Here is a 23,129-nt window from a genome sequence, read left to right on the forward strand (position 1 = left end):
TAGAATTGCAAAATCGAATTCAATACAGCGAAACAAAACCCTCCAGCCTTTTCTGATAAAACAAATACTGCTGAGCATACCCGCAGTAATAGCCGAAGTATTCCCGCCCCCATTCTCCCATACAGCTCAGGTTCGTGCAGGTTTCAAAGTAGCTGTCATCGATGTGGTAATGCTGGATGATCTGCCTGACATGGGTGTCAACAGGGAAGGCTTCCATTTTCTCAAAGGCGAAAAGGAGAACGCAGTCGGCAACTTTTTCCCCGATGCCGCGAAGCCTCATAAGGCGTTCCCTTGCGTACCGGTATTCCAGGCGGTAGAGGACGTTAAGGTCAAGTTCGCCTGAAGCCACATCTCTTGCTGCTTCTTTTATGCGTTCGGTCCGGAAGCCGAGCTTGCATTTGTCAAGCAGGGAAAGGTCGGCTTCTGCAAGGGTATCGGGGTCGGGAAAACTGAAATAGCCTTCTTCGAGTTCCTGACCGAAAAAGCGGCTCAGGAGATAAATTCGTTTCTGAATTGTGGGGATGCTTGAGGCTGTTGCGAGCATATAAGAAATCAGGCATTCCCAGGGGTCCTGCCGGATCAGGCGAAGCCCGCTGTATTTGTTGATCGCCCTGTTTATCAGGAGGTCTTTGTTTATGCTTTCGTAAATCGAGGGCAGATCGTCGTCCAGGCGGAAATAGTGAGAGAAAAATTCAGGGGGGAGCCGGGAATCGATCAGCAGTTCTCCGCTGTCCTCCTCCTGCGAAAGCCGGATAACATGGTCTCCTACAACACCTGTCCACCAGTCCCCTGACTTTTCCCAGCGGAAGACCTGCCCGCAGTCGAGGGTGTAATCGAGGTTGAAGATTTCGGGCTCAAGCCTGTACATCCAGTTCCAGCTCCCTTAGAAAAGTTGCGGCAGTTAAGGTATCTCCAAGTCCGACAGTGGTCAGGGGGGATTTAGAAAGCAGGGTGGGCAGGATGCAGAGCATATATCCCTCCCTTAAAGCATAAGCCCCATGTCCCAAAGCCTTTCCGTTGAAAGCTTTAAGGAAGAGCTGCAACTGCTCCCTTCCGAACAGACTCTCCTGAAGTTTTGAAGCCTCCTTTTCCACAAATTCCCGCCCCTCAAGCCTTCCCGAAGCTGCATAGACTCCTGCACAGCTGAGCCCAAAACCCATGGCTTCAAGCTTCTTTTCGGCGAACTTTAACAGGGCAGGATCATCGATGTCGTCCCATTTTCCTGAAATTCCGGAACCGCCGGAGTTTCCTGGCTTGAAGGCAGCCAGGACAAACTCCCTTGTGTGAATGAAAATTTTCCCGATCCCGTACCGGGAAGCAAGTTCACAGGTAGCCTCACCTACAGCTCCGGCTTCCATACTCATAATCCCCTTGGCGAGAATACCGTGCAGGTTGCTAAGCATTGCAAGCTCGTCCTCGTTCATCCCGATGCTGTTTGAGATCCCGGCAAACTTCAGGAAAACGGAATTTGCAATCTCCTTGCTTGCAAAATGCCCGAATTCCAGGTGGACTCTGAGCTTTTCGTTCCTTGCCCTCCAGGCCTCAAGCCGGGCAAATGAATCCTCAAGGACTTCCCTGTAGGTGCTGTCATCAGGATAGGTCTCAAGCAGGAGATGGAAACCTGATATAAGTACGCCGTCGATCTCACAGGCGTGCTGAAGGGCATAGGTTTCAAACGAGGGGTTAACAAAAAGTTTGAAATTCAGGTGGTCGCAGGTTGCTATGAAACGGTTTTCCCTCGGAGCCCTGATCTCTGTTCCGTAAAGAGAAAAAGTTTCGCCTTCGGAAAAATCAAAAACGAAATGTATGGGGTCCTGGTTACTGAAAGAGGAACCCAGACTCTTTCCGGGTTTTGCCCCAGACTTTTCCTTTGCCTGCAGAGGAGCATCCGGAAAATAGACTGCTTTTTTCGAGAAGAGAGAAAGCTGGGTTCGGGACGGGACTGCAACATTGGGGACAACCCTGGAAGCCCCGAGTTCGGAAAGCGCATTTGCCATAATCCCGGCATTTCCCCCCATCCTCACAAGGGATTTTTCAAAATAGCGGTTCTTCAGGAACTCAAATACGGACTGCTCAAAAACAAGCCATTCGGCTCCGCATCCGTTTTTCATACAATAGGCGAGCCCCGCCACAAAATCGGATTCAGAGAGGATTTTTCCGGGAGGGTTTTCTATTTTCTCAAGGATTTCAGTCTTTTCAAAAGTGTTCAGCAGCTCAGAGACTTCAGATCCGCTGATCCTGTATACTGAATCTATGTTTACGTTGTAACCGCAAAGTATATTCATCTGATCGGTTCCTGTAGATTTGAATTGAAAAGCAGCCTCAGATTCGGGCTTTCGGGTTGGGAATTTATCTATCCGTTACAAAAAGAGGCAGGGAAAAAATCTGCCCTCCCCCTAACTTTTATAATTGTTTGAGAATTTTATTCGGGAAATTTCTTTCTAGAATTTCGTTTGGAGAATTTCGTTTGGAAAACTCACAGAAAAATTATTTCCCTGAATGTTTCTGTTTAATCTTTGCAAGCATGGCAACAAAAGCTCCTGCAGAAATCGTATCTCCTATCCCTACTGTAGCTTTAGGCCTCTCCACCACCTTGGAAGGAATGAGAATCGCGTCATGTTCCGACCCGTAGACATATCCGTACTCAAACTCGTCCGGGGTACAGAGCTTTCTACCCGTGCAGTACAGCTGGAAGTTTTCCAGGTCTTCCAGCCCTATGGACGAGACCGGTACTTCCAGCCCGGCTTCGGCTTCCGCAAGGTTCTCGATATTTCCGTTGAGGGCCTGAGCAGCTGCCAGGACCGAAGAAAAAAGCAGGGAGTCCCTGTGTTCTTTCAGGGTAAGAGGGTGGCCTTTTGCCAGGATGCAGATATAAAAACCGAGCGAATGGACATGGACTCTTTCGAGATCCAGGTCTTTCATGAGCTGGACAGCCCCCTGGTAGAGGGACATAATCCCGTTTTCCCCTTTCCTGATTACGGAATAGGACAGTTCCTCATGTCCCAGCACGTTCAGGGCATTTGCCACCTCCACGGTGTCAAGGCCCAGGGAATGGACGTGCCTGGCAACAATTTCGGTAAGAATAGCTTTCCTTATAAGCCGGTTCTGGATGGATGTAAGTTCCACATGGATGCGGAGTTCAGGGTTCAGGGACTTCAGCTTTTCGATAACTTTTACGGAATTTTCGACATAATCTTTATAAGTGGACCCGTCTTCATATTCCTCTTTTATCATCTGATACCCGGAAAGCATTGCCCCGTCAACCGGCAGGAGTGTGTCGAGCTGTTCGTAAATCTGCTTATCCATGTCCAGGCGGAGCCATTTAGGACGGGAAGAGATGATCAGGCGATTATCCCTCGGGACTTTGAAGGTGTTCCCGGCACATGTTACATTCATGTCTTTGGAATACTCAAGGATCCAGTTGACTTTTGACCCGATCCCGGGTTTGAAGGCTTCTCCCGGAGGTTTCAGGAGGACCTTTCCGTTTTCAACCTTCGGATGCAGGATATTCCCCGTAGCTGTAAAATATTCTGCCTGTTCCTCGGAAAGCCAGGGGACGTAAGCTACCACTTTTTTTAACCCTAGCCGACCAAGGAGATTCGAAATAATCCCTGCCTGCCCGCCCATGCGGGCGTAGTCGAAACCAAGGTGCTCTTTGAGCCACTCATGAATGTCTGCTGTATATGCGGGCACTTCTGCGGCTTTTCCTTCCCGCATGGAAATAAGCAACCTGGCAACAAAGTCAAGAGGTTCTGCAATCTCTCTCGGGTATGCTGCTACCCTGTCCTGGATATCGGACTCATCAAAAAACCCGACAAGCTTTGACAGGTCTTCTTCAGTCAGGTGCCTGATAGCATCTATATTGCTGTTATAAGCTACAAACATCCCGTCCAGATAAGGAAGGGCTTCTTTTGCATTATAAAACGCTTCTGCATGGCGTTGTTCCCATTCTTCTATGTCCACTTCCGTAAACCCCCTGGAATAAAATAAAGCATCCAGAATTAAAAAATTGAATTGACCTGGGATGAAGGAAAACAAAACCAGAATAAATACGGGTTTTTGAGCACCCAATACGGGTTTTTGAGCACCCAATACGGGTTTTTGAGCACCCGGATTATTCCGCTTATACTTCCCCTATTTCCCATTTTACGTTTATTTTATTTAACTTTGTGCAGATTGGAGACCTGAGGGCAGACCAGAACGATCCGAATTCAAAATCATGCTGTAGATTCTACAGCAATTAAACATCACGCTGTAAATTCCGCATCAATTCAAGGTCAATTCAGATTCTATATTAATCAAGTTCATGTTGTATATTCGGCATTGATCCTGACATAATCGTAGGTCAGGTCACATCCCCAGGCTGTTGCGGACTCCTTTCCCATTCCAAAGTCGAGGGTAATGATAATTTCCTCATTTGCCATTATCTTATTCAGGAGCGCAAGGTCTGAAACCCTGGAAATTTCCCCGGACTTCACAAGCTCGACTGTTTCTCCCCCTGCTGAGAAAGATAGGGAGAGCCTTTCCTGCTCAAGTTCGGCGCCCGAATATCCGGCAGCAGCCACAACCCTGCCCCAGTTGGGGTCCTTCCCGAAGATTGCGGACTTGACCAGCGGGGAACGTACAATAGCCTTTACAGCAAGCCTGGCGTCTTCATAGGTTTTTGCACCTGTTACCCTGGCTTCGATCAGTTTCGTAGCACCTTCCCCATCCCTTGCCATCTTTTTTGCAAGGTCCGTAAACAGATAGATCAGCGCATCTTCAAACTCATCGAGGCATTCCATACAGGGCTTGATTCCGGACTTACAGGTAGAGGTGAAAAGCACCATATCATTCGTACTTGTGTCTCCGTCGACAACAACCATGTTGAAAGTCTTGTCCACAGCTATCCTGAGAGCTGCATCAAGAACATCAGCAGGCACCAGGGCATCAGTATATGCAAAGCAGAGCATGGTGCCCATATTGGGCTCGATCATGCCCGAACCTTTTGCAATTGCCCCTATCCTGACCCCACAGTCGAGTTCCACAGCAACCTCTTTTAAGGCTTTGTCAGTTGTCATAATCGCCTTTGCAGCCGCAAGGCTGCATTCTGGGGAGCTGCCAAGCCCTTCGAGGACTTCGGGGAGGTGTTCCCTTATCCAAGAAACATCAAGCCTTCTGCCAATTACTCCTGTTGAGGCAACTGCAACAGTATCAGGTTCGAGGTCAAGACTTTCAGAAAGTGCCGATGCCATTTCCATTGCATCCAGAAAACCGTCATCACCAGTAAAGGCATTGGCGTTTCCGCTGTTTGCAATTATAGCAGAAAGCTGGTGCTGAGTTTCAATTACTCCTTTACTAAGAACAACAGGAGCTGCAGTGACCTTATTCTTTGTGAAAACACCTGCTGCAGGACCTTCAGCCCGGATGACTGTAATTCCCATTTTTCCGAGCTTTATCCCGTTTGCAGTTACGCCCTTTACCGCACATATTCCACCCTCGATTTTCTTCATGAAAAATCTCCTTTCACTCAAAGCTTTGCAAGACCTTCAATAATATCTCCACGTGTGACAATCCCGACCACACGGTCGTTTTCCATTACTGGAAGCCTGTTGATCCTGTGCCTGACCATAAGTTCGGAAGCTTCTTCAACCGAAGCTTCGGAAGAGATTGTGTGTACTTCCTTTGTCATCATCTCTTCAACCTTTGTAGAACCAACATCGGAAAGCATTTTTTTAGTTTCTTCCCAGCTGAGGAGTTCCCTTATCGGCACCTCTATGACTTCAAAAGGACTAGGAAGCCAGAGGTTTCCTTTTTCTGGAATTACGAGCAGCTCAAGCAGGTCAGCCTCGCTTACTACCCCAACAAGCTGTCCGTCCTCAAGGACAGGAGCTCCGCTAATATTGTTTTCCTTAAGGAGCTTTGCAGCTTCCCGGACTGTGTCGTCAGGCTTGCAGAAGACGACGTCAGGATTCATGACATCTTTTACTTTCATCAGACTACCCCAAGATAAAATTCCATTCTTTATTTTAATCCGTCACCAGTTATATGTTCTCGCCTGCTCTACCTTTACGGAGCTGCTGCAGGCAGCCAGAGCCCACGGGTCTCAGCCAGTCCGAACATAAGGTTCATGTTCTGGATAGCCTGCCCTGATGCGCCTTTGACAAGATTATCGATTGCCGAGAGCACCACAACCCTGTTATTCTCTTTATCTGCTTCAAAACCGATATCACAGAAGTTAGACCCCCTGACTGCGGTAAGGGACGGGACTCCTCCCGGAAGCCGGACGAAGGGTTTGTCCCTGTAAAATTCCTCATAAATTTCCTGCACATCTCCGGTCGAGAGAGGCTCTTTTGTAAAGAGGTGGGCAGTCGTAAGGATTCCCCTGATGGACGGGATCACATGGGGAGTGAAGCTGATATTCCTAAGCTTTCCGTCCAGCCTGGTTAGCTCCTGTAAAATCTCAGCCCTATGCCTGTGGGCAGTAAGCTTATAGGGGATAATATTTTCTGCGATGTTCGGATAATGAGAGGTTTCCGTCGGCGAGATCCCGGCACCTGAAATCCCTGTTTTGGAATCAAAGACTGCAATATCTATTAAACCTGCTGCCGCGAGAGGAGCTGCTGCAAGGTTTGCTCCGGTAGGAAAACAGCCAGGGTTTGCCACAAACTCTTCCCTGGCAGCTTCAGGGTGAAGTTCTACTAACCCGTAAACTGCCTTCCTGGGGTCGCTGTGCTTGATCCCATAAATATTTTCAAATACAGGAGTATCAAGCCTGTAGTCTGCGCTGAGGTCGATTACCTTTGTACTGCCGTCGAGCAGTTCGGGGACATAATTCATAGCAGTCCCGTGAGGCACCGCCACAAAGACCACATCACAGCGCTCCCTGATTTCTTCGGAAACCGGATTTTCATACTTTAAGTCCAGAAAACCGGTGAGATGCCTATGGGTGCTTGATACGGGTTTTCCTGCAAGACTCCGGGAAGTTGCTAGCTCAAGCCTGACATCGGGGTGGCTTACAAGTAAGCGCAGGAGTTCTCCTCCTGTGTATCCGGAAGCTCCTATAATTCCTACCTTGATCATGGGTACTCACTGCCATTGTAATGTCAATACAAGATAATTAAGCTTGTTATCGAAAAAAACCAGAAAGAGAGCTCTAAAGATGGTTGACAGGAGAAGAGTAAGCTCATAAGATTATTTCCGCTATGGATTATTCGCTACGGATTATTCGCTACGGATTATTCGCTACGGATTATTCGCTACGGATTATTCGACTATGGATTATTCCGGGACTACAATTATTTTCTCTTTGACCTCAAGTTCGCGTTTTGCAATAAGCCCACCGCTTTCGAGATCGACCACTCTTACAGTAACCGGATCTCCCGGCACCAGCTCCATTGCAGGCAGTCCACTCCTGTTGAGAGCAAGAGCCCTGTATCCCCCGGTTTCAAGGGTTCCCAGTGCAGTGTCATTGAGCATGTATGAGGTACCATTGATATCCATTAACCGACAGCGATGAACTGTCAAAAAAGAGCGGATTCCCTCCGGAATGTTCGAACTCAAGCGAAGTTCCGTCCTCGGTAAAGCATACCTGAAGTTTTGCTGCTGGTACCCCTTTATGGGAGGAGTCCGTATAGCCCTCAAAAATGACTGCAGAAATCAGGCCTGTAAGAATGAAAACTATGGCTATCGTGACCGCAGTTCCGATAACAGGAGCTATCCCCCTTTCATCTGAGCTCCCCAATGTTGAAATATTCCTGACCGTCATATTGCCCTCCGGATAGAAAAGTCATAAAATTAATATTAAGACAGTGCAGTTTAAATTTCTAGATATATAAGGGTAATCAAGATAGCTCCTGACATGTTAAGATCAGCTTCATTCAAGCATGTATCTCTGGAAAGGTTGCCCTGTAAGGTAAACTATTTTACCTTTCTCAACCTTTTTTCATGCAAGAAAATTCTTATGAGTGCCGACTTCCAGTAACAGGAGGGAAATAATTGAGCAAAAAAAAGATGATTTACCTTGCAGGTCCGCTCTTCTCGCGTGCCGAACTCGAATATAACCTGAAACTGAAGGATATGCTGCTCAACAATAGCTTTTCCGTTTTTTTGCCCCAGGAAGAAGCAGAAGATTCGGCAATGGGGCGCGAAAGTCAGAACCAGGAATATATATTCATGAAGTGCGCGGAAGGTGTGAACGCCTCAGACCTTGTTGTCGCTGTCCTTGACGGGGTGGACGTGGATTCAGGGACCGCCTGGGAGATAGGGTATGCCTATGCAAAAGGAAAACCTGTTATAGGACTCAGAACTGATTTCAGGGAACTTGCAGACGGTATCGTGAACCTGATGGTTGAGATGTCTATCGTTTCCCTGGCAAGAGACGAAGAAGAACTGCTGAAAATGCTGGAAAAATTCCGATAACCTTCTTCTTTCAGTTTATAATTTCCTGTTTATAAGCTACAACCGGGTATACAGCTTATTAACTTCATCTACCTGCTATTTATCCACCTACTATTTTTCCACCTACTATTTTTCCCCGGTTTCACTAAATGCCGGTCCTTTACCTTTTCTGAAATCTCTTTTTACTCTTTTCTGAAATTTTTCATTACAATGTTCCGGGAACTTCCTTCATCTTTCTCTGGAATGTCCCTTTACCCTTCAAGAACCTTTACCCTTCAAGAACCTTCGGTTATCGTTTTCCGAAACATTTCCTCACCTTTTCCCGAGAACATCTCACAAAAATATAAATGGATTACGTCTGTTAACTGAGTCGTAAAAATGACCTTTGTTTTTTGCAGAAAACTCATGAAAAGTCTTTTTTTATTCAATATAAATTATCTCCCAAATGAGACAAAGCTTAAAAAATATTCAAATCCAGTAGCCCCAAATATAATGATTATTAATTTTAAAAATACTTATATGGAAGATGAGACATATTAAAAGTAGGAGGTTAAAAAAATGACCTTTCCAAAGGGATACACTTTTACTAAAGTGAGGACTTCCCGCGGGCCCGAGGTATATGTGACCCAGTTCGGGAAACTGGTAAAGGTTGTACCCTGCAGCCAGCATGTGGAAATATCCGAAAGATATGCCAGCGACCTGATCAGGCAGATCGAATCGGATTAAAAGAGAAGAAATTATCCGAATTTTCATTTTTGACTCGGACCATTTCAGTCAAGCCTTTTTCGGCCGAACCCTTTTCGGTCCATCCTTTTCTGCATAACTGCTACATAGTATACAGACTTTTTTTGACAACATCCGAAATATGAGGGAATAATTTTAATTTTAGATTAATAAAATAATCCTAACGAAAGAAAGGAATCTGAGAAATTGATCAGGACTTACATGGAAACAGACCTTGAAGAAATGGTAAGGATCTGGTACGACGCATCGGTCGTTGCCCATCCTTTTGTTTCGGCTTCTTTCTGGGCTTCGCATAAATCCGCAATGAAAGAAAAATATCTGCCGCTTGCCGAAAATTATGTTTTTGAGCAGGAAGGAGAGGTTGTGGGCTTTATTTCACTTGCCGGAGAGAGAGTATGCGCCCTTTTTGTAGCTCCCAAAGCGCAGGGAAAAGGCATAGGAAAAGCTCTCCTCGAGCACGCAAAAACCCTGAGAGACAGGGTCTCCCTGAGGGTCTACAGGGATAACAAAAAAGCCATCCACTTTTATGAAAGTAGAGGGCTTAAAGCTACCGGGGAAGAGGTTGACGAGCACACAAGCTGCCTGCAGGTTTTGATGGAATGGGAATAAAGTCCCGGGCCGGGGCTTCAGGCCTTTGATGCATGTTCAGTTTAAAGTTAGACACTGGACCCTATCAGGGTGAACCAGCTCAAAATTAGCCCAATAAAATTTAACCCGGTCAAGTCGAACCTATTAGATTGAACCAAATCAAATCGAACCAGATAAGGTTGAACCAAATCAAATTGAACCCGATAAAGTTGAATCAAATCAAGTTGGACTCAATGAAATGCCATAAGAGTAAAGAAAGAAGAAAGAAAAAAAGAAAGGCAGGAAGTAAAGGAGAGAAGGCAGGAAGTAAAGGAGAGAAGGCAGGAAGTAAAGGAGAGAAGACAGGAAGTAAAGGAGAGAAGGCAGGAAGTAAAGGAGAGAAGGGCCATGAATTATAAAGGAGACAGATCCTTTCAAGGGGGAGAAGACTTACTTTTCCGGCATCTTTTACCCGATACGCCGGAAGTAAAGAGAATAAAAAGTCTGCGGGGCAGAGAGTACGAATATGCCGAGTATATAGGGATAGTAGAATATTCAATCGCCAGGCATTTTTGCGAGACTGACAGAAAAATAAAGGACCGAGATGCAGTATCGGCATTAAAGAATATCAGGAAAAACTTCAACAAAGACGTTGCTTTTTTCAAACCTGGGCTTGAAAGAGAAATCGTCAAAAACCTGGTAGAAATCCTTGAAGAAAAACCGATAACCCATCATGAGTTGAAACTGGTGATAGACTACGTTTTAGACGTTATCGAGAACAGAGCATGGATGGAAGACGAACAGGCATACCTAAAATGGGTAGCTTACATTATGAACCTGTTCACGGAAGAGGAGAGTGAAGAGTATGAGAAAAGCATCAAAAAGCTCGCTGCCAGACTGGGCCTTTCCAGAAAACACGCGGACCTTATGCTCATGAAAGGGGAAGAGGAAGATTATTTCGAATTTGTAGAGGAGTACGGGGCAGAAAGTGAAGGAGACGACGGAGATGAAGGATGGGGTGAAGGAGAGGAGCCGGACGAAGAAGAGCTGATAGCTGAGATGGAAAGAAGGTTCCTTTCAATGGAAGATTCTGAAAAGTTCGATTTCCTGATGGAAAACGGCCCTGAGTTTTACGAATTTGTGGGACTCTACATCTCCGAACTGGCAGAAAAAGGAGAATTCGGAAGAATCCAAGAACTCTACAGCAAACTCACCGCGAAATACGACGATTTCCTCTTCCTGTACGTGTACATGGGAGCAACCTACCTTGAGATAGACCCTGCACTTGCAAAGTCCTATTTTGAACTGGCACTGAAAGCCCTCGATAATCTCGATGAGCTTTCGGCCTCCACAAAAGAAAGACTAAGAGACAACTTCCTTTCCCTGATCAAGAAAATAAACTGATTGCAAACTGGGGTGGCTGCCAAAGGATCTGTTTATCAGATGGGCTGTCTATCAGATGGGAAGATAAACAGAGTAGAAGCCGGACAGCCCTTTATCCGAATTCTTTTTTATAATATCACCCTATCCGATGAATCCTTCTAGTCAGGAAAACTCTGTTCGCTTTCTGAGAAGGAGTCTTTTTTCTTAAAGCATTTTTCTTAAAGCGATGAACACTGCTACGCTGAGTATTGCTTAGAATCATCATTTTTATAACAGTTCAAGGATTATTCTAAGCTATCATAAGCCATCATTACAGTGATGATCATCAATGGCAAAAAACACATCAAGCTCAAACAGCGCAAACCTTGGTTTTGAAGAAAAACTCTGGCAGACAGCAGATAAACTCAGAAACAAATCTCGCCATCCGCGGCATAGACAATGACGGCATTAAATGGGGAGACACCTTCCATAACGATCTGCACAAAGATCTGAAAGCCGATTTCATCCTCTCAAACCTGCCCTTCAACGACTCTGACTGGAACGGCGAACTCCTGACCGAAGACCCCCGCTGGAAATTCGGAGTCACTCCAAAAGGCAATGCCAACTTCGCCTAGGTCCAGCACTACATCCACCACCTCTCCCCTGCAGGAATAGCAGGCTTCGTCCTCGCCAACGGCTCAATGTCCTCAAACACCTCCGGCGAAGGCGAGACCGGAAAAATATCATCGAAGCCGACCTTGTGGACTGCATGATAGCCCTTCCAGGCCAGCTCTTTTACAACACAGGAATTCCGGCCTGTCTCTGGTTCCTTGCCTGCGACAAAGAAAACAGCGGTTTTCGGGACCGACGCGGAGAAAGCCTCTATATCGATGCCCGGAACATGGGAGTGTTAAGGAGGGACCGCACCCACCGCGAACTAACAGATGAAGAAGTCCGAAAGATTGCCGAGACCTACCATGAATGGCGCGGGGAAAAAATAGAGAGTGGAAAATACGAAGATGTGCCCGGTTTCTGTAAAGCTGCAACCCTTGATGAGATCAAAAAGCATGATTATATCCTGACCCCTGGCCGTTATGTAGGTTTTGAAGAAGCTGAAGAGGATGATGAGAAGTTTGAAGAGAAAATGGAGAGGCTGACCACCGAACTTTTGGAGCAGTTCAGGAAATCCGAGGAGCTGGAGAGGAAGATAAAGGAGAATTTAGCAGGGCTCGGGTATGAACTCTGAAGAAAGGGAATTAAACATTATTAGTATCTATGATGCTTAACTTGTGAGTATAAGCAAGTATGGGTTTATAAGAGCCTATCCGAAAAGTCCTGCTGCTCTGAAAGTTATCCATGCGCATGCGAAATGTATCATTGCTAGATAATTCTCAATCTTCTTTTCCCATCTAATAAGCAGTCTTCTAAATCTGTTTATCCATGAATGTGTCCTTTCCACAACCCACCTTCTTGCCCTATAACCTGGTATATCTATTCTTATATTTTCTTCTCCCCGTCTCCTTATATGAGCAGAATATCCATACTCTTCAACCAGTTCTCTGATATCAGGAAAATCATATCCTTTATCCATACAGATATTTTGAATTCCATCCTCTGGAAAAGGTCTTTCAATAATAATAGCATCAAGAGTCCCTTTCACAAGCATTTTATCATGACGATTTGCTCCATCCACAACAGCTGAAAGTGGCATGCCTTTACCGTCTGTTAACAGGCTCCTTTTCGTGCCTTTTTTGCCACGGTCAGTTGGATTAGCTCCTGTCCCAGCTCCACTCAATGGTGCTTTTGTCATGGCCCCATCAATAGCTTGCCATTCCCACTCAAGTCCTTCTTCATCATCATAATCCAGCAGACCTAATTGCCATATTTTCTCAAATAAGCCTGATATTTGCCATTCCTGAAATCTATCATGTACAGTGCTTGGTGCTCCATAACATCTTGGCAACGCTTTCCATTGGCAACCTGTACGAAGGAGGTAGAAAATGCCATTCATTATTTTCCGATCATCCTCTCGCGGTCTTCCAGCCTTCTTTTTAGGTTTGGGCAATGGCAGTAAAGCTTTTATTTTAGTCCACAATTCATCAGAGATCTCGTAGTCGTGTCCTGTTTTTCGTTTTGTCACTACAAAACATTACCCTAAATCGTAAGCAAAATACTTTTCGGATAGGCTCTTAGAGCCTATCCGAAAAGTGTTGTGACCTATTGTAACTTACCATTAGCAATATGCAAAACCGAAGAGGATGCCCTGCTATTATAGACCTGCTGTAACTTTTCGATCGCATTACCGACTTTTCGGATAGGCACTAAGTAAGTATGGGTTGAGAATGGAAAGAATCAATTAGAACAGATTCTGCAAGAAGGAGAAGGCATTCGTATCGAGTTCAAGAAGTCTTTTTCTCCGTCAATTATAAAAGAAATTGTTGCTTTTGCCAATACAGCTGGTGGTAGTATAATTTGTTGGGGTCGATGATTCCAATAATGTAGTTGGTTCCCCGCTCAAAAACGAAATAAAATCCCGAAGATACCTCAGCAGATGGCGCAAAATGTAGAACATTGAGTAAATTTCAATTCCATTCTGATATTGTGGAGTGATCATGTAAAATAAAGCAAATTCGAAGTTGAAGTAAACAGTGAGTCATATGTATATGATATATAACTACAGCAAAAGAAATTAAAAAAGCGAAATAATTTTAGGATAAAACATTCATTCGAAATCCATAATAAACCAATAATCAGAGAGCAGTATTTATGAATCCTGATGAAAACAATGAATTGATTGAAGAAGATTTATCCTTGTCCGAGTTTCTCGTGCCGGATACGCCGGAGATAAAGGAAATTAAAAGCATTTACAATAAAGAATACGAATACAGTGATTATCTGAGTGAAATCGAGTTTTCAATTGCCGATTATTACTACAACGCGAACCGGAAAGTAACGGACAAAGACGTCATAAGGGCATTGAAGAATATAAAGGAAAACCGTGACAAGCCAATCAACTTCTTTGAAAAACCTCTTGAAAAAGAAATTGTAAAAAGCCTTCTCGAGCCTCTTGAGGAAAACCTGCTTTACGACCATGAATTCACCCTTGTCCTTGACTATGTTTTGTGGTCCATTGACAACAGGTCCTGGCTTGAGGACAAACAGGCCTATGTGAAGTGGATCACGTATGTACTTGACTTTTTTTCAGAAGCCGAAGAGAAAAAATACGAAAGCAAGTTCAAAAGATTTGCCCGCAAAATGGGAATATCCGGGGCTCAGGTTGATATGCTCCTCATGAAAAAAGAGGCTGAAGATTTCTTTGATGAGGACGATATTTTTGGAGAGGGCGGCTTACTCGAAGAACTGGCGTTAGAAGATATTTTAGAAGAGGACAGGGTAGCGGACGACCTTGAAACCGGTTTCTTTTTAATGACCGAGGATGAAAAATTTGATTTTCTGCTGGACAAAGGCCCTGATTATGTTGAACTTGTCCAGGATTATGTCATGGGACTTGCGGAAAAAGAAGAGTTTGAAAAAATCCAGGATTTTTACAAAAAATTCAATGAAAAACATGAAGACTTCTTCCCCCTGCATTTTATTGTGGGGTCTGCCTACCTTAATAGTGACCCTGCTCAGGCAATATCTTATTTTGAAAAAACTCTGAAAGCCACCGAAAATTCCGAAGAATTCCCCCCGGAAATGAGAGAGGAACTGAAAAGAAATATGGACCTTCTAACAAGCCTTCTCCTTGAAGAAGCTACTGAGAAAGTTGAAGAGAAAGCCACTGAAAGCAAAAAAGGCAAAAAGACATGCAAAAGCGGCAAAAAAATTTCAAAGAAGAGTTTTGAGAACAAAGCCGATTCTTAAAAAGCATCTATATAAGAAGATGCAGTTGCCGCAGAGAAGTTCGCTGCGGCTTCCTGTTCTCATAAAGTTGGAAGAGCGTCAGAAAGGAAGAAAAGGAAGAACGATCACAGCTAAAGATCAGAAATTCAAGAGCCATCTCCACAGCGGGATTATGCTTATTTTTTTGCCTTCGATGATTTCCTCGGATTCGATATCCTCGCTTATGACATAACCGTGAGAAAGTTCAAAGGCTGTGAGAAATTTTAGCAGGCCTTTGAGGTCTCTTTTCCGGATGCTGCTTCTATATTTGCATTCGATGGGCAGAATCTCACCATCCCGGACAAGTATGCAGTCAACTTCGTCTTTTCCGCTTCGCCAGAAGAATTTTGCTCCGGAACTGCTGACCACGAGGTTTTCAACGACTCTTCCGAATTCCGGTTCTTCCCAGAGGTCCACTACAAGACTCGGGCTTGTCAGGTAAAGCCGCTTTGTCTTTTTTTCACTTGTGAGAAGGTTTCTGGAGAAGTTATAGCATTTTTGCAGGAGAAAACCCCTTTCAAGATAGGAGATATACTTTGTAAGAGTTACCCTGCTTATGCCGAGATCATTGGCAAAAGCTTCGTAATCGGTAATCATGCCGGGGTTTGAAGCTACAATATAGAGGATGCGTTTTAGCAGGTCTTCGTATTCTATCGGGAAAATTTTTGGCAGATCTTCATAGACAGCCTTGTTGACAATTGAATCTACATAAAGGTGGATAAAGCCTTCATCTGCAGTTACGAGTTCCGGAAACTGTCGCCTTACGTACAGCAGAACCTGCTCTTTTACCAATTCCTTGAAAAACTCAGGCTTTTCAGCCAGTTCTCCTTCCCCTTTCAACACAAGGAATTCCCTGAAGCTCAAAACCGGCAGGTGAAAAAGAAAAATCCTTCCAGCAAGGGATTCTTCAGCCTTCTGTTTAAGAAAAAGCGAGGAAGACCCTGAAATGAAAAACTTGAGGTCAGGAAAACTATCGTAATAATATTTCAACTGTTCCTGCCAGCCTTCAAGCTTCTGTACCTCATCAAGGAAGATGTAAAGCTTCCCCCCGTTTCCCGCCTTTGCAAGCTCTACCCCGAGCCTTGCCTGATACTCGCTTATAACTTCTTCAAGGGAAGCCCCAACCTCATCAAACGAAAAATAAAGAATCCTCTCCCTTTTCACTCCATTTTCGACAAGATAATCTATGAGCTGCTTTAAAAGTACAGTCTTTCCCGTCCGCCTGAGCCCTACAACTCCCACAACCGGCCTTACATCCGCATATCTCACAAGCTCTTCAAAAAGCCCCCTCTTCACATCATATCCATAACTGAAGCCCTCCCTCCAGTGAAAATTATATTTTGCGAGATTGATCATGTTTTAGCCCCCAGGGAAATTCTCTGTAGGAGATATTTTTCTGCGGTAGAATGGTCTGGCTGAATGCCCCATCGTATTTTGTATTATATGTTAATTCTAATTATCATATTTTTCGATTTTACGTTAATTTCGATTAACATATTCTTCAATTATGCCAGCCCATGCGTAAAATTACTGCATAAAATGCCCGTGAATAATTCAGGGAATATGCAATAATTCCGCTGCCAGCACATTAATAAAAACCCAAAATTTATAGAAAAAGAAGATATTTACTAATATCTGTAACCCGCAAAACCATATTCACCTTACCGGGTCGTTCTTGTCCCGCCCGAGTTTCGCTTCGGGAGCACGAGGTCCTTTTCGCTGCGTTCAAGAGGACTGAATCACTAATATCTAGGCCCTTACAACCATATTCACCTTACCAGGTCGTTCTTTCCCGCTCGCCTGCGAGCGGCCTTGCCGATAATATCATTTCAGATGCAAAAAAGCTGGACAATGTAGAAGTAAAGAAGAATGACATTCTGTTTAACATCACTGGAAATTCTATTTGTAGATGTTGTATCGTTCCTGGTTCAATTTTGCCGGCAAGAGTTAATCAGCACGTTTCAATAATTAGAACAAACATTAGAACAAACACTAAACTGTATTATAAATTTCTTTATTGCTACTTATGTTTAAAGAGAACAAAAGAAGCTTTACTTTCCTTCGATGCAGATGGTACGAGAAAAGCAATCACCAAAGGGAATCTCGAAAAATTAGTGCTTCCTTTACCAAGCTATACAGAGCAAACCCAAATTGGAGATTTTATTGGGCTAGTAAATGACAAAATCGACCTCAACAACCAGATGAACTCCACACTCGAACAAATCGCCCAGACCCTTTTCAAACGCTGGTTCATCGATTTTGAGTTCCCGGATGAAAACGGAAACCCTTACAAATCAAGGGAAGGCAAAGAGTACCGAATGACTGTTTTGATCAACTGTTGATATGTATCCCACCTGAGAAAATTATTGGAGAATTCGATAGAATCATAGTTGAATTGTTTGAAATGATAGAAAACAACTCGAAAGAATCCATACGTTTAAAAGAAATTCGTGATTCTCTTCTTCCCAAACTCATGTCAGGAAAAATTCGTGTTAAGAATTAAATAAGTTCAGGGTGGAATGGTTTAGTTCAGCGTTTTCTTTTTTTTTACGGGAAAGACCGCTCTCCTGCGTCGAGCGGGACAAGAATGCCCCGGTAAGGTGAATATGGTTGTAAGGGCCTAGATATTAGTAACTCGGTCCTCTTGAACGCAGCTCACTTCTTCCCATAAATAGCCTGCTTGAGCGGAGCGAAACAGACCGCGTACTCCCGAGGCGCAATTCGGGAAGGACAGTGCACTGCAGAGCCGCAAATCTGCCGAGACACGTTAAAGAAAGCTAATATGGTCCTCTGTTTTTCCAAAAATCGTTTCTTTAAAACCGCCTGCCGGATTTGAATTCAAATCAGTTCTTTTGCCGGCTCCGATTTATTTAATGAGTTTTTGAAAGCGGTAGACTGCACCGCTAACAGAAAAAGTATATTAAAACAGCTATTCACACTTTTCATTCATGATCCCTATTTAAAGCTGGAGAAGGATATAGATAGATCATCGCAATATTCGTTTCCGAAGTTCTATATTTATGGGATCAAGGTTCCAATTTTTAGCTTCAAGAACTTCTTCTCCTATCAGGAGAGTTCTATTTTTAGCTTCAAACTTCTTTTTTTTGGCTTCAAGCTTCTCTTTTTTGGCTTCAAGCTTCTCTTTTTTGGCTTCAAGTTCTTCGATGTAAGAAACAACAGCCGCCGGGTTTGACCGGATAAGATTGAGAATTTCTTCATTTTTCATAAACAGCTCCCCTAAATTTTGTTTTATAATACTCAATATGAGGAAGGCGATAATTGGACTTACATGAAATATAAGTTAGAAATAGGTAATGGTAGGAATAGACAATAGCCATACCGGAAGCTCGATCAAAGAAACACAAAAACGTAGCATTGGACTACCAAGCTGCCAGCACCGATCAAGGTTAGTACTAATTTAGATCAGTATTTTGAAATACCAATAATATGGGAAATCGCCAGTACATCTCAGAAGCTTTAAAACTCCCCTGAAAACCGGGGATGAACGGGCCCTCCAGTTAGGGGATTCCAGATATTGCCGTTTATCCCTATAGCAAGATAAACAGTCCATCCCACTCTGGCTTTTGAGCTGATTTTCTCAGAAACAATTACAGGGCATATAGTCTGGCCTAGTGTATAGTACTCATAAAGCCAGAGTTTTCCGGGCTCAATTTTTTCAATCTTGAAATAGCCTGAGAGTCTTTTGGTGTATGTTTTTAAAGGTTGAGATTCGATGTATTCGAAGAGGAGGAGGGCAAGTTCTTTAGCTGCAGGGACATCAGCCTTGAGTTCCTGGACATCTTTTTGGGTTACCTCGTAGATTTCATCATTCATGTAGCTATTTGCATGCATCCATTTAACCAGATCAGAGGTGACGCGACATTAAGGCTCATGGCCGCAGAACTTGTAAAAATCATCAGGCAAAATGCAGGTGTTGACTGGACCCTCAGGAAAAACATCCAGGCTAAGATGAGAGTTAGTGTAAAAAGGCTGTTAAAAAAGTACGGTTATCCCCCGGACATGCAGAAGCTTGCTACTGAAAACATCCTCAAGCAGGCTGAACTGCTCTGCAGGGACGTAGGCCTTTCAGTAGCATAAACTTAGATTAACTATTTTCAAAAAAGAGACTCGAAGTGGCATTTTACCCTTTTTGTTTTTTCTCATCGCTAACCAGGTTGCCGTCTTCGAGAGTTATTACTCTATCAACATACTCGGTATGCCAAGGTTCGTGTGTTACCATTACGATTGTCTGGCCATATTTTTCATTCAATTCTTTGAAAACATCCAGTACCTGTTTTGAGTTACTGGTGTCCAGGTTTGCACATGGCTCGTCAGCAAACAATATGTCAGGCTTTTTTGCTATGGCTCTTGCGATTGCCACTCTTTGCTTTTCCCCGCCGGATAATTCATCAGGAACCCTATTGTGTTTTCCTTTCAGGCCAACCTTATCCAGTGCTTCAAGAGCGGTTTTATAGGATTCCTTCCTTGATTTTCCTTCCATCATGGAAAGCACGTAAACATTTTCTGCAGCACTCATTTCATTGATGAGTGCATAATCCTGAAAGACATAACCAACCTGCGTTAGCCTGTAATAACTTCTTTCGGCTTCAGGCAAGCTGGAAACCTGCAATCCCCGAATGGTGTATTCTCCATCCGTTGCGTCGTCCAGTAATGCCAGTATCCTCAGGAGAGTCGTTTTTCCGCTTCCGGATGCGCCCATTATCGCTACAAATTCCCCTTTCTTTATTTCGAATGAAACACCCCTGAGAGCCTTGACAGCTGTTTCCCCTGTTCCGTAATACCTTTTCAGGTCCTTTACTATGATCATTTTTATCGTCCCCATATGGCTTTGAGTATGCTCTCTCTTGACACACTCCAGGCAGGGAGTACTCCGGCCATCACTGATAGTATAAGCATGGTAAATATGCTTTGAATAAGTAGCATAGGATCTATCTGGGGTCTTATTTCCATGGTTTCGTAGAATATTACCGGGTTCGCCTGGAAGTAGAACATGAGCGCAAAGTATAGTATTAATCCTGTGAATATTCCTAAGGAAACATAGAACATGCTAAGGAACGCATAGGACAATACTATTGATCCCGGAGTAATGCCTACTGCTTTTAAAATACCGATCTCTTTTTTCCTATTAAGTACGTTAATATAGATGATTATAAGTACGAGTGCTGCTCCTACGACCAAACTCACAAACTTTGACATGGTATCTATAGCACCCATGCTTTGCATTGCCTGCTTTATGAGAGCTTCTGACTTATCAGCCCATGTGAAGACCTGCTCATTCACGCCTGCTTCTCTGATTTTATCCTGTATCCGGGCTTCGCCCCCTTGATTGTCAACCCTTACGACTACACTGGTAGCTTTACTTCCTTCCAGGCCATAGACTTCCTCTATTTCCTTGTAGTGGACTAAAGCATTAAGGTCAACAAGTTCAAACGTGCCTTCCATTATGCCTTTCACTTTATAGGTTCTCTTCACACCATTGCTGTATGTCACATCAACAAGCGATCCCGGTCTTACTTCACCCAGGTTATCATAGATTTCCGATCCAAAACCTGTACCTGCGATCATAGCCCCAATGATAATCTCGTCCCGGGAGAGATCTCCTAAGAAATCTCCTTCACTGATAATGTAGGGATATCTTGAAACTTCATGCTCTTCCGTAGGAAGCAACCCTGTTACAGTTACTCCTACCACTTTCTGTTTATGCTCAATAGATGCTCCCACATCCAGTCTTTTTGTTGCAGCTCTCACACCTTCGACTGCCCTGACTTTCTGCAAAACGTTATCGGCATTGTTAATGTAAGTGTTGTCGCCTGTAGGTTCTATTACAATATCCCCATAAGCGTAGTCCTGCATAAATCCGGTAAATAGGACTGTCATTCCTCCTATCATTGACGGGAGGAATACTAAGTTCATATAGATGAGTGAGAGAACAAAAACTATGAACATCAGTGTTTTTTTGTTTCCTCTTTTTATACTGAAATATGCAATGAGGGCTCCCACCCTGATGTCGTTAATCATACTGGAGACCTCTCATTCTTCTTTGTTGTCAGGATGGTTACCGCTGCCTTCCATTAACTGCCTGATTACCTCATCTTTTGATTTTTTCGTCCTATAATTAATGTATATTAGTCCTCCAATAACTGCTAATACCAGCAATACAATTGCAGCTCTTCCTGCTCCACCATTAGTTTCCAAAACTATAAGATTGATTTTCGTTTCAATCTGTTCTTCTCCAAAATCATCACTATACGTTATGGTTACAGGAATTTCGTATTCCCCTGATTGATCAGCTATAAAAGTAATTACCGCAGGCCCGTCTTCATTCGGATCAAGAGTTCCTATAAAGGATTCTTTTAATCCCTTGAACGGATGGTCAGCATAGGCTCTTATTGAGTTTATTGTTCTGTCACCGGAGTTTTCGATCCTCATAGTCAATTCTACTGTGTCACCCATATAAGGAAGAACAGGATCAACCTTTACAGATGCGAGGTTCAAAGTTCCTTTTTTGTCAAGCACAGTTATGTTAATGTCATATTCGTCTTTTTGTTTGCCAAAATCATCTTCATACTCTATAATGACAGGGATTTCAAACTCTCCTGACCTGTTTGCCTTGAACTTGAATAATGCAGTTTGACTTTCATTTAAGCCAAGAGTTCCGATTGAAGAAGTTTTAATTCCCTTAAACTCATGATCCAAATTAACTGATACAGATTTTGCTATCGCTTCCCCATAATTTTCTATGCCTAACCTTAAGTCAACTGTATCGCCCTCATAGATATATTCTGGACTTGTTTCGACAGAAGAGATCCTTGGTTCAGCGTCTTCGCCTATCACTCTTATTTCAACTTCATAATATTTTTCCGTATCAACGGGTTCATTTGCATATGTTAATTTCATTTTTATAAGATGAGGACCGGGTTTAGCATCAGGAGTTGTTCTCATGTGATATATCAGGTACCTTTCACTTGTACTATAAGTTAATTTTGAAACTTTAGTAACTAAATTTTCAGTAACTATTATATCTGAGGGGATGCTGATTATCTCAAAAGTAACATCTTCAGGAGTTTTAGTACCGCAGCTCTCAAGATTAATTCCCAGAGTGAATTCTTCATCGACACCTATTGAACTGGGACTTATTTCCTGTAATTCTGCGTTTACGCATGCATAACTAGAAATTTCTGCTTCAACAATAGAAATTCCTGTTAAGCTGATTGTAAAAACTAATAAAAACAAATATGTTAGCTTTGTACTCTGGCTCATTTTTTATTCACCTCGGTCTGGATTTTTTCTGTAAATTCGACAAGGCTTTTAAAAATTAAATCTAATGAAATCATTTGCTGATAATAATATTCGATTATTTTGAGCAGTTCTTCAGAGCCCTCGTCGTTACTGTTTTTACATCTCTCAGTTACTATTTTTACATCTCTCAATTATTGCGGAAGCTCTTTAATCACAGGGATGATCATGAGTTCATTCTTGGATTTTACTGCGTTGATTATCATTCTCAACATCCTTATTTCCCATATTTTAAGCGCATAATTCAACATCAGGGAACTTTATGCGCCTAAGGATGTGGAACGTAAGTAATAACGCTCATGAATTGTCGGCTTCTCCCATTCATGTGTCAGCTTCAGATGATATTTGTGAATAGATGCACCCTTGCCCGGCCCCTCAAAAGCGATGATTTCATAGCCCCTTTTTATCAGGTAGCGATAAACACTGTGAAAATCTTCCATGCACGAATCGTATCCGCCGTGAATGACAAGGACACCTTTTTTATTGCCTGAGGCCGGGATCCGCAATGCGGGGAGATATGCACTCTCATACGGAATCAGATGCTTTTCTAAAGAAGTACCCTTGACTGTCTTGTAGTACATCTCCTGAAATTTATTGTAGAGAATCTCTTTATCAGGATCAATATGAGGGATTGAAATTCTGCAATTTGATAATAAAACGCTGCATTACACAATCGACTTTCCGATTCCGCCCGCCTGCCAAGTTCTACGAACCAGCATTTCCAGTCTGTAGCGTTTTTAATTCTTGTGCCAGCCCGTTTTGCGTCGTTATAACTTAGGTAACCCAAGTTGTACCATGCGTTGATTCGAAAATTCAAGTGTAAGTTGTCGTTGAAGTTTTCAAACCCTACTTAAAAATCAAGATCATTCATACAGAAA

At 43.4% G+C, this 23,129-nt stretch carries 27 protein-coding genes; 11 read left to right on the top strand and 16 right to left on the bottom strand.

Translation table 11 applies throughout. The features are described from left to right. Nucleotides 1–19 precede the first annotated feature (19 nt). The 8 genes from MA_RS18595 to MA_RS28960 all read right to left on the bottom strand — a co-directional run bounded on the left by MA_RS18595 (nucleotide 20) and on the right by MA_RS28960 (nucleotide 7,747). Entirely contained in the window at nucleotides 20–868 is an 849-nt protein-coding gene (locus tag MA_RS18595; RefSeq protein ID WP_011023475.1) for a DNA-3-methyladenine glycosylase family protein, read from the bottom strand. Then, nucleotides 855–2,285: an ADP-dependent glucokinase/phosphofructokinase gene (locus MA_RS18600; RefSeq protein WP_011023476.1), complete on the bottom strand. Its 1,431-nt coding sequence runs from the start codon at nucleotides 2,283–2,285 to the stop codon at nucleotides 855–857. Before MA_RS18600 ends, MA_RS18595 begins: the two co-directional genes overlap by 14 nt. Before the next feature lie 202 nt (nucleotides 2,286–2,487). Continuing rightward, on the bottom strand, nucleotides 2,488–3,963 hold the full coding sequence (gene pfkC / locus MA_RS18605; RefSeq protein WP_011023477.1) for an ADP-specific phosphofructokinase: 1,476 nt from the start codon (nucleotides 3,961–3,963) through the stop codon (nucleotides 2,488–2,490). Between the two features lie 341 nt (nucleotides 3,964–4,304). Continuing rightward, a complete protein-coding gene (argJ, locus tag MA_RS18610; RefSeq protein WP_011023478.1) occupies nucleotides 4,305–5,492 on the bottom strand; it encodes a bifunctional ornithine acetyltransferase/N-acetylglutamate synthase in 1,188 nt (395 codons plus the stop codon). Nucleotides 5,493–5,509: 17 nt separating this feature from the next. Next, nucleotides 5,510–5,974 carry a CBS domain-containing protein gene (locus tag MA_RS18615; protein WP_048065746.1) on the bottom strand — a complete coding sequence of 155 codons (465 nt, stop codon included), beginning with the start codon at nucleotides 5,972–5,974 and terminating at the stop codon, nucleotides 5,510–5,512. Between the two features lie 74 nt (nucleotides 5,975–6,048). Then, a complete protein-coding gene (argC, locus tag MA_RS18620; RefSeq protein ID WP_048065747.1) occupies nucleotides 6,049–7,062 on the bottom strand; it encodes an N-acetyl-gamma-glutamyl-phosphate reductase in 1,014 nt (337 codons plus the stop codon). A 198-nt stretch (nucleotides 7,063–7,260) separates the two neighbouring features. Further along, entirely contained in the window at nucleotides 7,261–7,458 is a 198-nt protein-coding gene (locus tag MA_RS28955) for a hypothetical protein (protein WP_226990655.1), read from the bottom strand. Further along, nucleotides 7,448–7,747 (bottom strand): type IV pilin, encoded by a 300-nt coding sequence (locus tag MA_RS28960; RefSeq protein WP_011023481.1) that lies wholly within the window; start codon nucleotides 7,745–7,747, stop codon nucleotides 7,448–7,450. The genes MA_RS28955 and MA_RS28960 overlap by 11 nt, the downstream gene beginning before the upstream one ends. A 230-nt stretch (nucleotides 7,748–7,977) precedes the next feature. On the opposite strand from MA_RS28960, the gene MA_RS18630 reads away from it, so the two are divergent. The 7 genes from MA_RS18630 to MA_RS29535 all read left to right on the top strand — a co-directional run bounded on the left by MA_RS18630 (nucleotide 7,978) and on the right by MA_RS29535 (nucleotide 12,298). Then, nucleotides 7,978–8,400 carry a nucleoside 2-deoxyribosyltransferase gene (locus tag MA_RS18630; protein WP_011023482.1) on the top strand — a complete coding sequence of 141 codons (423 nt, stop codon included), beginning with the start codon at nucleotides 7,978–7,980 and terminating at the stop codon, nucleotides 8,398–8,400. A gap of 537 nt (nucleotides 8,401–8,937) precedes the next feature. Further along, nucleotides 8,938–9,105, top strand: coding sequence for a hypothetical protein (locus MA_RS27450; protein ID WP_157860321.1), 168 nt, complete (start codon nucleotides 8,938–8,940; stop codon nucleotides 9,103–9,105). A 204-nt stretch (nucleotides 9,106–9,309) separates the two neighbouring features. Further along, on the top strand, nucleotides 9,310–9,732 hold the full coding sequence (locus tag MA_RS18635; RefSeq protein ID WP_011023484.1) for an N-acetyltransferase: 423 nt from the start codon (nucleotides 9,310–9,312) through the stop codon (nucleotides 9,730–9,732). A gap of 173 nt (nucleotides 9,733–9,905) precedes the next feature. Beyond that, a complete protein-coding gene (locus tag MA_RS27455) occupies nucleotides 9,906–10,109 on the top strand; it encodes a hypothetical protein (protein ID WP_157860322.1) in 204 nt (67 codons plus the stop codon). Then, a complete protein-coding gene (locus MA_RS18640; RefSeq protein WP_011023486.1) occupies nucleotides 10,099–11,094 on the top strand; it encodes a hypothetical protein in 996 nt (331 codons plus the stop codon). Before MA_RS27455 ends, MA_RS18640 begins: the two co-directional genes overlap by 11 nt. Nucleotides 11,095–11,444: 350 nt before the next feature. Next, nucleotides 11,445–11,687, top strand: coding sequence for an N-6 DNA methylase (locus MA_RS29530; RefSeq protein WP_052279201.1), 243 nt, complete (start codon nucleotides 11,445–11,447; stop codon nucleotides 11,685–11,687). A 134-nt stretch (nucleotides 11,688–11,821) separates the two neighbouring features. Next, entirely contained in the window at nucleotides 11,822–12,298 is a 477-nt protein-coding gene (locus MA_RS29535) for an N-6 DNA methylase (RefSeq protein ID WP_052279202.1), read from the top strand. Nucleotides 12,299–12,373: 75 nt separating this feature from the next. Here the strand turns inward: MA_RS29535 and MA_RS18650 are convergent, their stop codons facing one another. Further along, the gene (locus MA_RS18650) at nucleotides 12,374–13,192 is read right to left on the bottom strand and encodes an IS5 family transposase (protein WP_011023487.1); all 819 of its coding nucleotides are present in this window, start codon (nucleotides 13,190–13,192) and stop codon (nucleotides 12,374–12,376) included. A 252-nt stretch (nucleotides 13,193–13,444) separates the two neighbouring features. Between MA_RS18650 and MA_RS29845 the strand changes: the two genes are divergently transcribed. Both MA_RS29845 and MA_RS18655 read left to right on the top strand, forming a co-directional pair. Next, entirely contained in the window at nucleotides 13,445–13,540 is a 96-nt protein-coding gene (locus MA_RS29845; RefSeq protein ID WP_394295994.1) for an AlbA family DNA-binding domain-containing protein, read from the top strand. Between the two features lie 278 nt (nucleotides 13,541–13,818). After that, nucleotides 13,819–14,916: a hypothetical protein gene (locus MA_RS18655; protein WP_011023488.1), complete on the top strand. Its 1,098-nt coding sequence runs from the start codon at nucleotides 13,819–13,821 to the stop codon at nucleotides 14,914–14,916. Between the two features lie 117 nt (nucleotides 14,917–15,033). Here the strand turns inward: MA_RS18655 and MA_RS18660 are convergent, their stop codons facing one another. After that, nucleotides 15,034–16,290, bottom strand: coding sequence for an ATP-binding protein (locus MA_RS18660; protein WP_011023489.1), 1,257 nt, complete (start codon nucleotides 16,288–16,290; stop codon nucleotides 15,034–15,036). A 470-nt stretch (nucleotides 16,291–16,760) separates the two neighbouring features. Between MA_RS18660 and MA_RS25900 the strand changes: the two genes are divergently transcribed. Then, nucleotides 16,761–17,276, top strand: coding sequence for a restriction endonuclease subunit S (locus tag MA_RS25900; protein ID WP_226990896.1), 516 nt, complete (start codon nucleotides 16,761–16,763; stop codon nucleotides 17,274–17,276). A 644-nt stretch (nucleotides 17,277–17,920) separates the two neighbouring features. On the opposite strand, the gene MA_RS18670 is transcribed toward MA_RS25900, so the two are convergent. After that, nucleotides 17,921–18,160 carry a hypothetical protein gene (locus MA_RS18670; RefSeq protein ID WP_048065748.1) on the bottom strand — a complete coding sequence of 80 codons (240 nt, stop codon included), beginning with the start codon at nucleotides 18,158–18,160 and terminating at the stop codon, nucleotides 17,921–17,923. A 251-nt stretch (nucleotides 18,161–18,411) separates the two neighbouring features. Further along, nucleotides 18,412–18,768, bottom strand: a complete 357-nt coding sequence (locus tag MA_RS18675) for a hypothetical protein (RefSeq protein ID WP_011023492.1) — start codon at nucleotides 18,766–18,768, stop codon at nucleotides 18,412–18,414. A 12-nt stretch (nucleotides 18,769–18,780) separates the two neighbouring features. Here MA_RS18675 and MA_RS18680 point away from each other — a divergent pair, with 12 nt between their 5' ends. Beyond that, nucleotides 18,781–19,032, top strand: a complete 252-nt coding sequence (locus tag MA_RS18680) for a type I restriction enzyme endonuclease domain-containing protein (protein WP_011023493.1) — start codon at nucleotides 18,781–18,783, stop codon at nucleotides 19,030–19,032. A gap of 43 nt (nucleotides 19,033–19,075) precedes the next feature. Here the strand turns inward: MA_RS18680 and MA_RS18685 are convergent, their stop codons facing one another. From MA_RS18685 to MA_RS18700, 4 genes are all read right to left on the bottom strand, one after another. Beyond that, entirely contained in the window at nucleotides 19,076–19,762 is a 687-nt protein-coding gene (locus MA_RS18685; RefSeq protein ID WP_048066512.1) for an ABC transporter ATP-binding protein, read from the bottom strand. Between the two features lie 2 nt (nucleotides 19,763–19,764). Next, nucleotides 19,765–20,973, bottom strand: coding sequence for an ABC transporter permease (locus tag MA_RS18690; RefSeq protein WP_011023495.1), 1,209 nt, complete (start codon nucleotides 20,971–20,973; stop codon nucleotides 19,765–19,767). Nucleotides 20,974–20,985: 12 nt separating this feature from the next. After that, the gene (locus tag MA_RS18695) at nucleotides 20,986–22,215 is read right to left on the bottom strand and encodes a COG1361 S-layer family protein (protein ID WP_011023496.1); all 1,230 of its coding nucleotides are present in this window, start codon (nucleotides 22,213–22,215) and stop codon (nucleotides 20,986–20,988) included. Nucleotides 22,216–22,511: 296 nt separating this feature from the next. Next, a complete protein-coding gene (locus MA_RS18700) occupies nucleotides 22,512–22,832 on the bottom strand; it encodes a hypothetical protein (protein ID WP_048065749.1) in 321 nt (106 codons plus the stop codon). Between the last annotated feature and the right edge of the window lie 297 nt (nucleotides 22,833–23,129).

Origin of the sequence: Methanosarcina acetivorans C2A (assembly GCF_000007345.1) — an archaeon.
Taxonomy (GTDB): Archaea; Halobacteriota; Methanosarcinia; order Methanosarcinales; family Methanosarcinaceae; genus Methanosarcina; species Methanosarcina acetivorans.

What these genes read in the sequence shown, in the direction of transcription:
- MA_RS18600 (WP_011023476.1), bottom strand. Translation starts at nt 2,285, where the DNA reads ATGAATATACTTTGCGGTTACAACGTAAACATAGATTCAGTATACAGG.
- MA_RS18685 (WP_048066512.1), bottom strand. Translation starts at nt 19,762, where the DNA reads ATGATCATAGTAAAGGACCTGAAAAGGTATTACGGAACAGGGGAAACA.
- argJ (WP_011023478.1), bottom strand. Translation starts at nt 5,492, where the DNA reads ATGAAGAAAATCGAGGGTGGAATATGTGCGGTAAAGGGCGTAACTGCA.
- MA_RS18695 (WP_011023496.1), bottom strand. Translation starts at nt 22,215, where the DNA reads ATGAGCCAGAGTACAAAGCTAACATATTTGTTTTTATTAGTTTTTACA.
- MA_RS28955 (WP_226990655.1), bottom strand. Translation starts at nt 7,458, where the DNA reads ATGCTCAATGACACTGCACTGGGAACCCTTGAAACCGGGGGATACAGG.
- MA_RS28960 (WP_011023481.1), bottom strand. Translation starts at nt 7,747, where the DNA reads ATGACGGTCAGGAATATTTCAACATTGGGGAGCTCAGATGAAAGGGGG.
- MA_RS18675 (WP_011023492.1), bottom strand. Translation starts at nt 18,768, where the DNA reads ATGAATGATGAAATCTACGAGGTAACCCAAAAAGATGTCCAGGAACTC.
- argC (WP_048065747.1), bottom strand. Translation starts at nt 7,062, where the DNA reads ATGATCAAGGTAGGAATTATAGGAGCTTCCGGATACACAGGAGGAGAA.
- MA_RS18655 (WP_011023488.1), top strand. Translation starts at nt 13,819, where the DNA reads ATGAATCCTGATGAAAACAATGAATTGATTGAAGAAGATTTATCCTTG.
- MA_RS18690 (WP_011023495.1), bottom strand. Translation starts at nt 20,973, where the DNA reads ATGATTAACGACATCAGGGTGGGAGCCCTCATTGCATATTTCAGTATA.
- MA_RS18700 (WP_048065749.1), bottom strand. Translation starts at nt 22,832, where the DNA reads ATGTACTACAAGACAGTCAAGGGTACTTCTTTAGAAAAGCATCTGATT.
- MA_RS18680 (WP_011023493.1), top strand. Translation starts at nt 18,781, where the DNA reads ATGCATCCATTTAACCAGATCAGAGGTGACGCGACATTAAGGCTCATG.
- MA_RS18670 (WP_048065748.1), bottom strand. Translation starts at nt 18,160, where the DNA reads ATGAAAAATGAAGAAATTCTCAATCTTATCCGGTCAAACCCGGCGGCT.
- MA_RS27450 (WP_157860321.1), top strand. Translation starts at nt 8,938, where the DNA reads ATGACCTTTCCAAAGGGATACACTTTTACTAAAGTGAGGACTTCCCGC.
- MA_RS18660 (WP_011023489.1), bottom strand. Translation starts at nt 16,290, where the DNA reads ATGATCAATCTCGCAAAATATAATTTTCACTGGAGGGAGGGCTTCAGT.
- MA_RS18595 (WP_011023475.1), bottom strand. Translation starts at nt 868, where the DNA reads ATGTACAGGCTTGAGCCCGAAATCTTCAACCTCGATTACACCCTCGAC.
- MA_RS18615 (WP_048065746.1), bottom strand. Translation starts at nt 5,974, where the DNA reads ATGAAAGTAAAAGATGTCATGAATCCTGACGTCGTCTTCTGCAAGCCT.
- MA_RS29535 (WP_052279202.1), top strand. Translation starts at nt 11,822, where the DNA reads ATGATAGCCCTTCCAGGCCAGCTCTTTTACAACACAGGAATTCCGGCC.
- MA_RS18640 (WP_011023486.1), top strand. Translation starts at nt 10,099, where the DNA reads ATGAATTATAAAGGAGACAGATCCTTTCAAGGGGGAGAAGACTTACTT.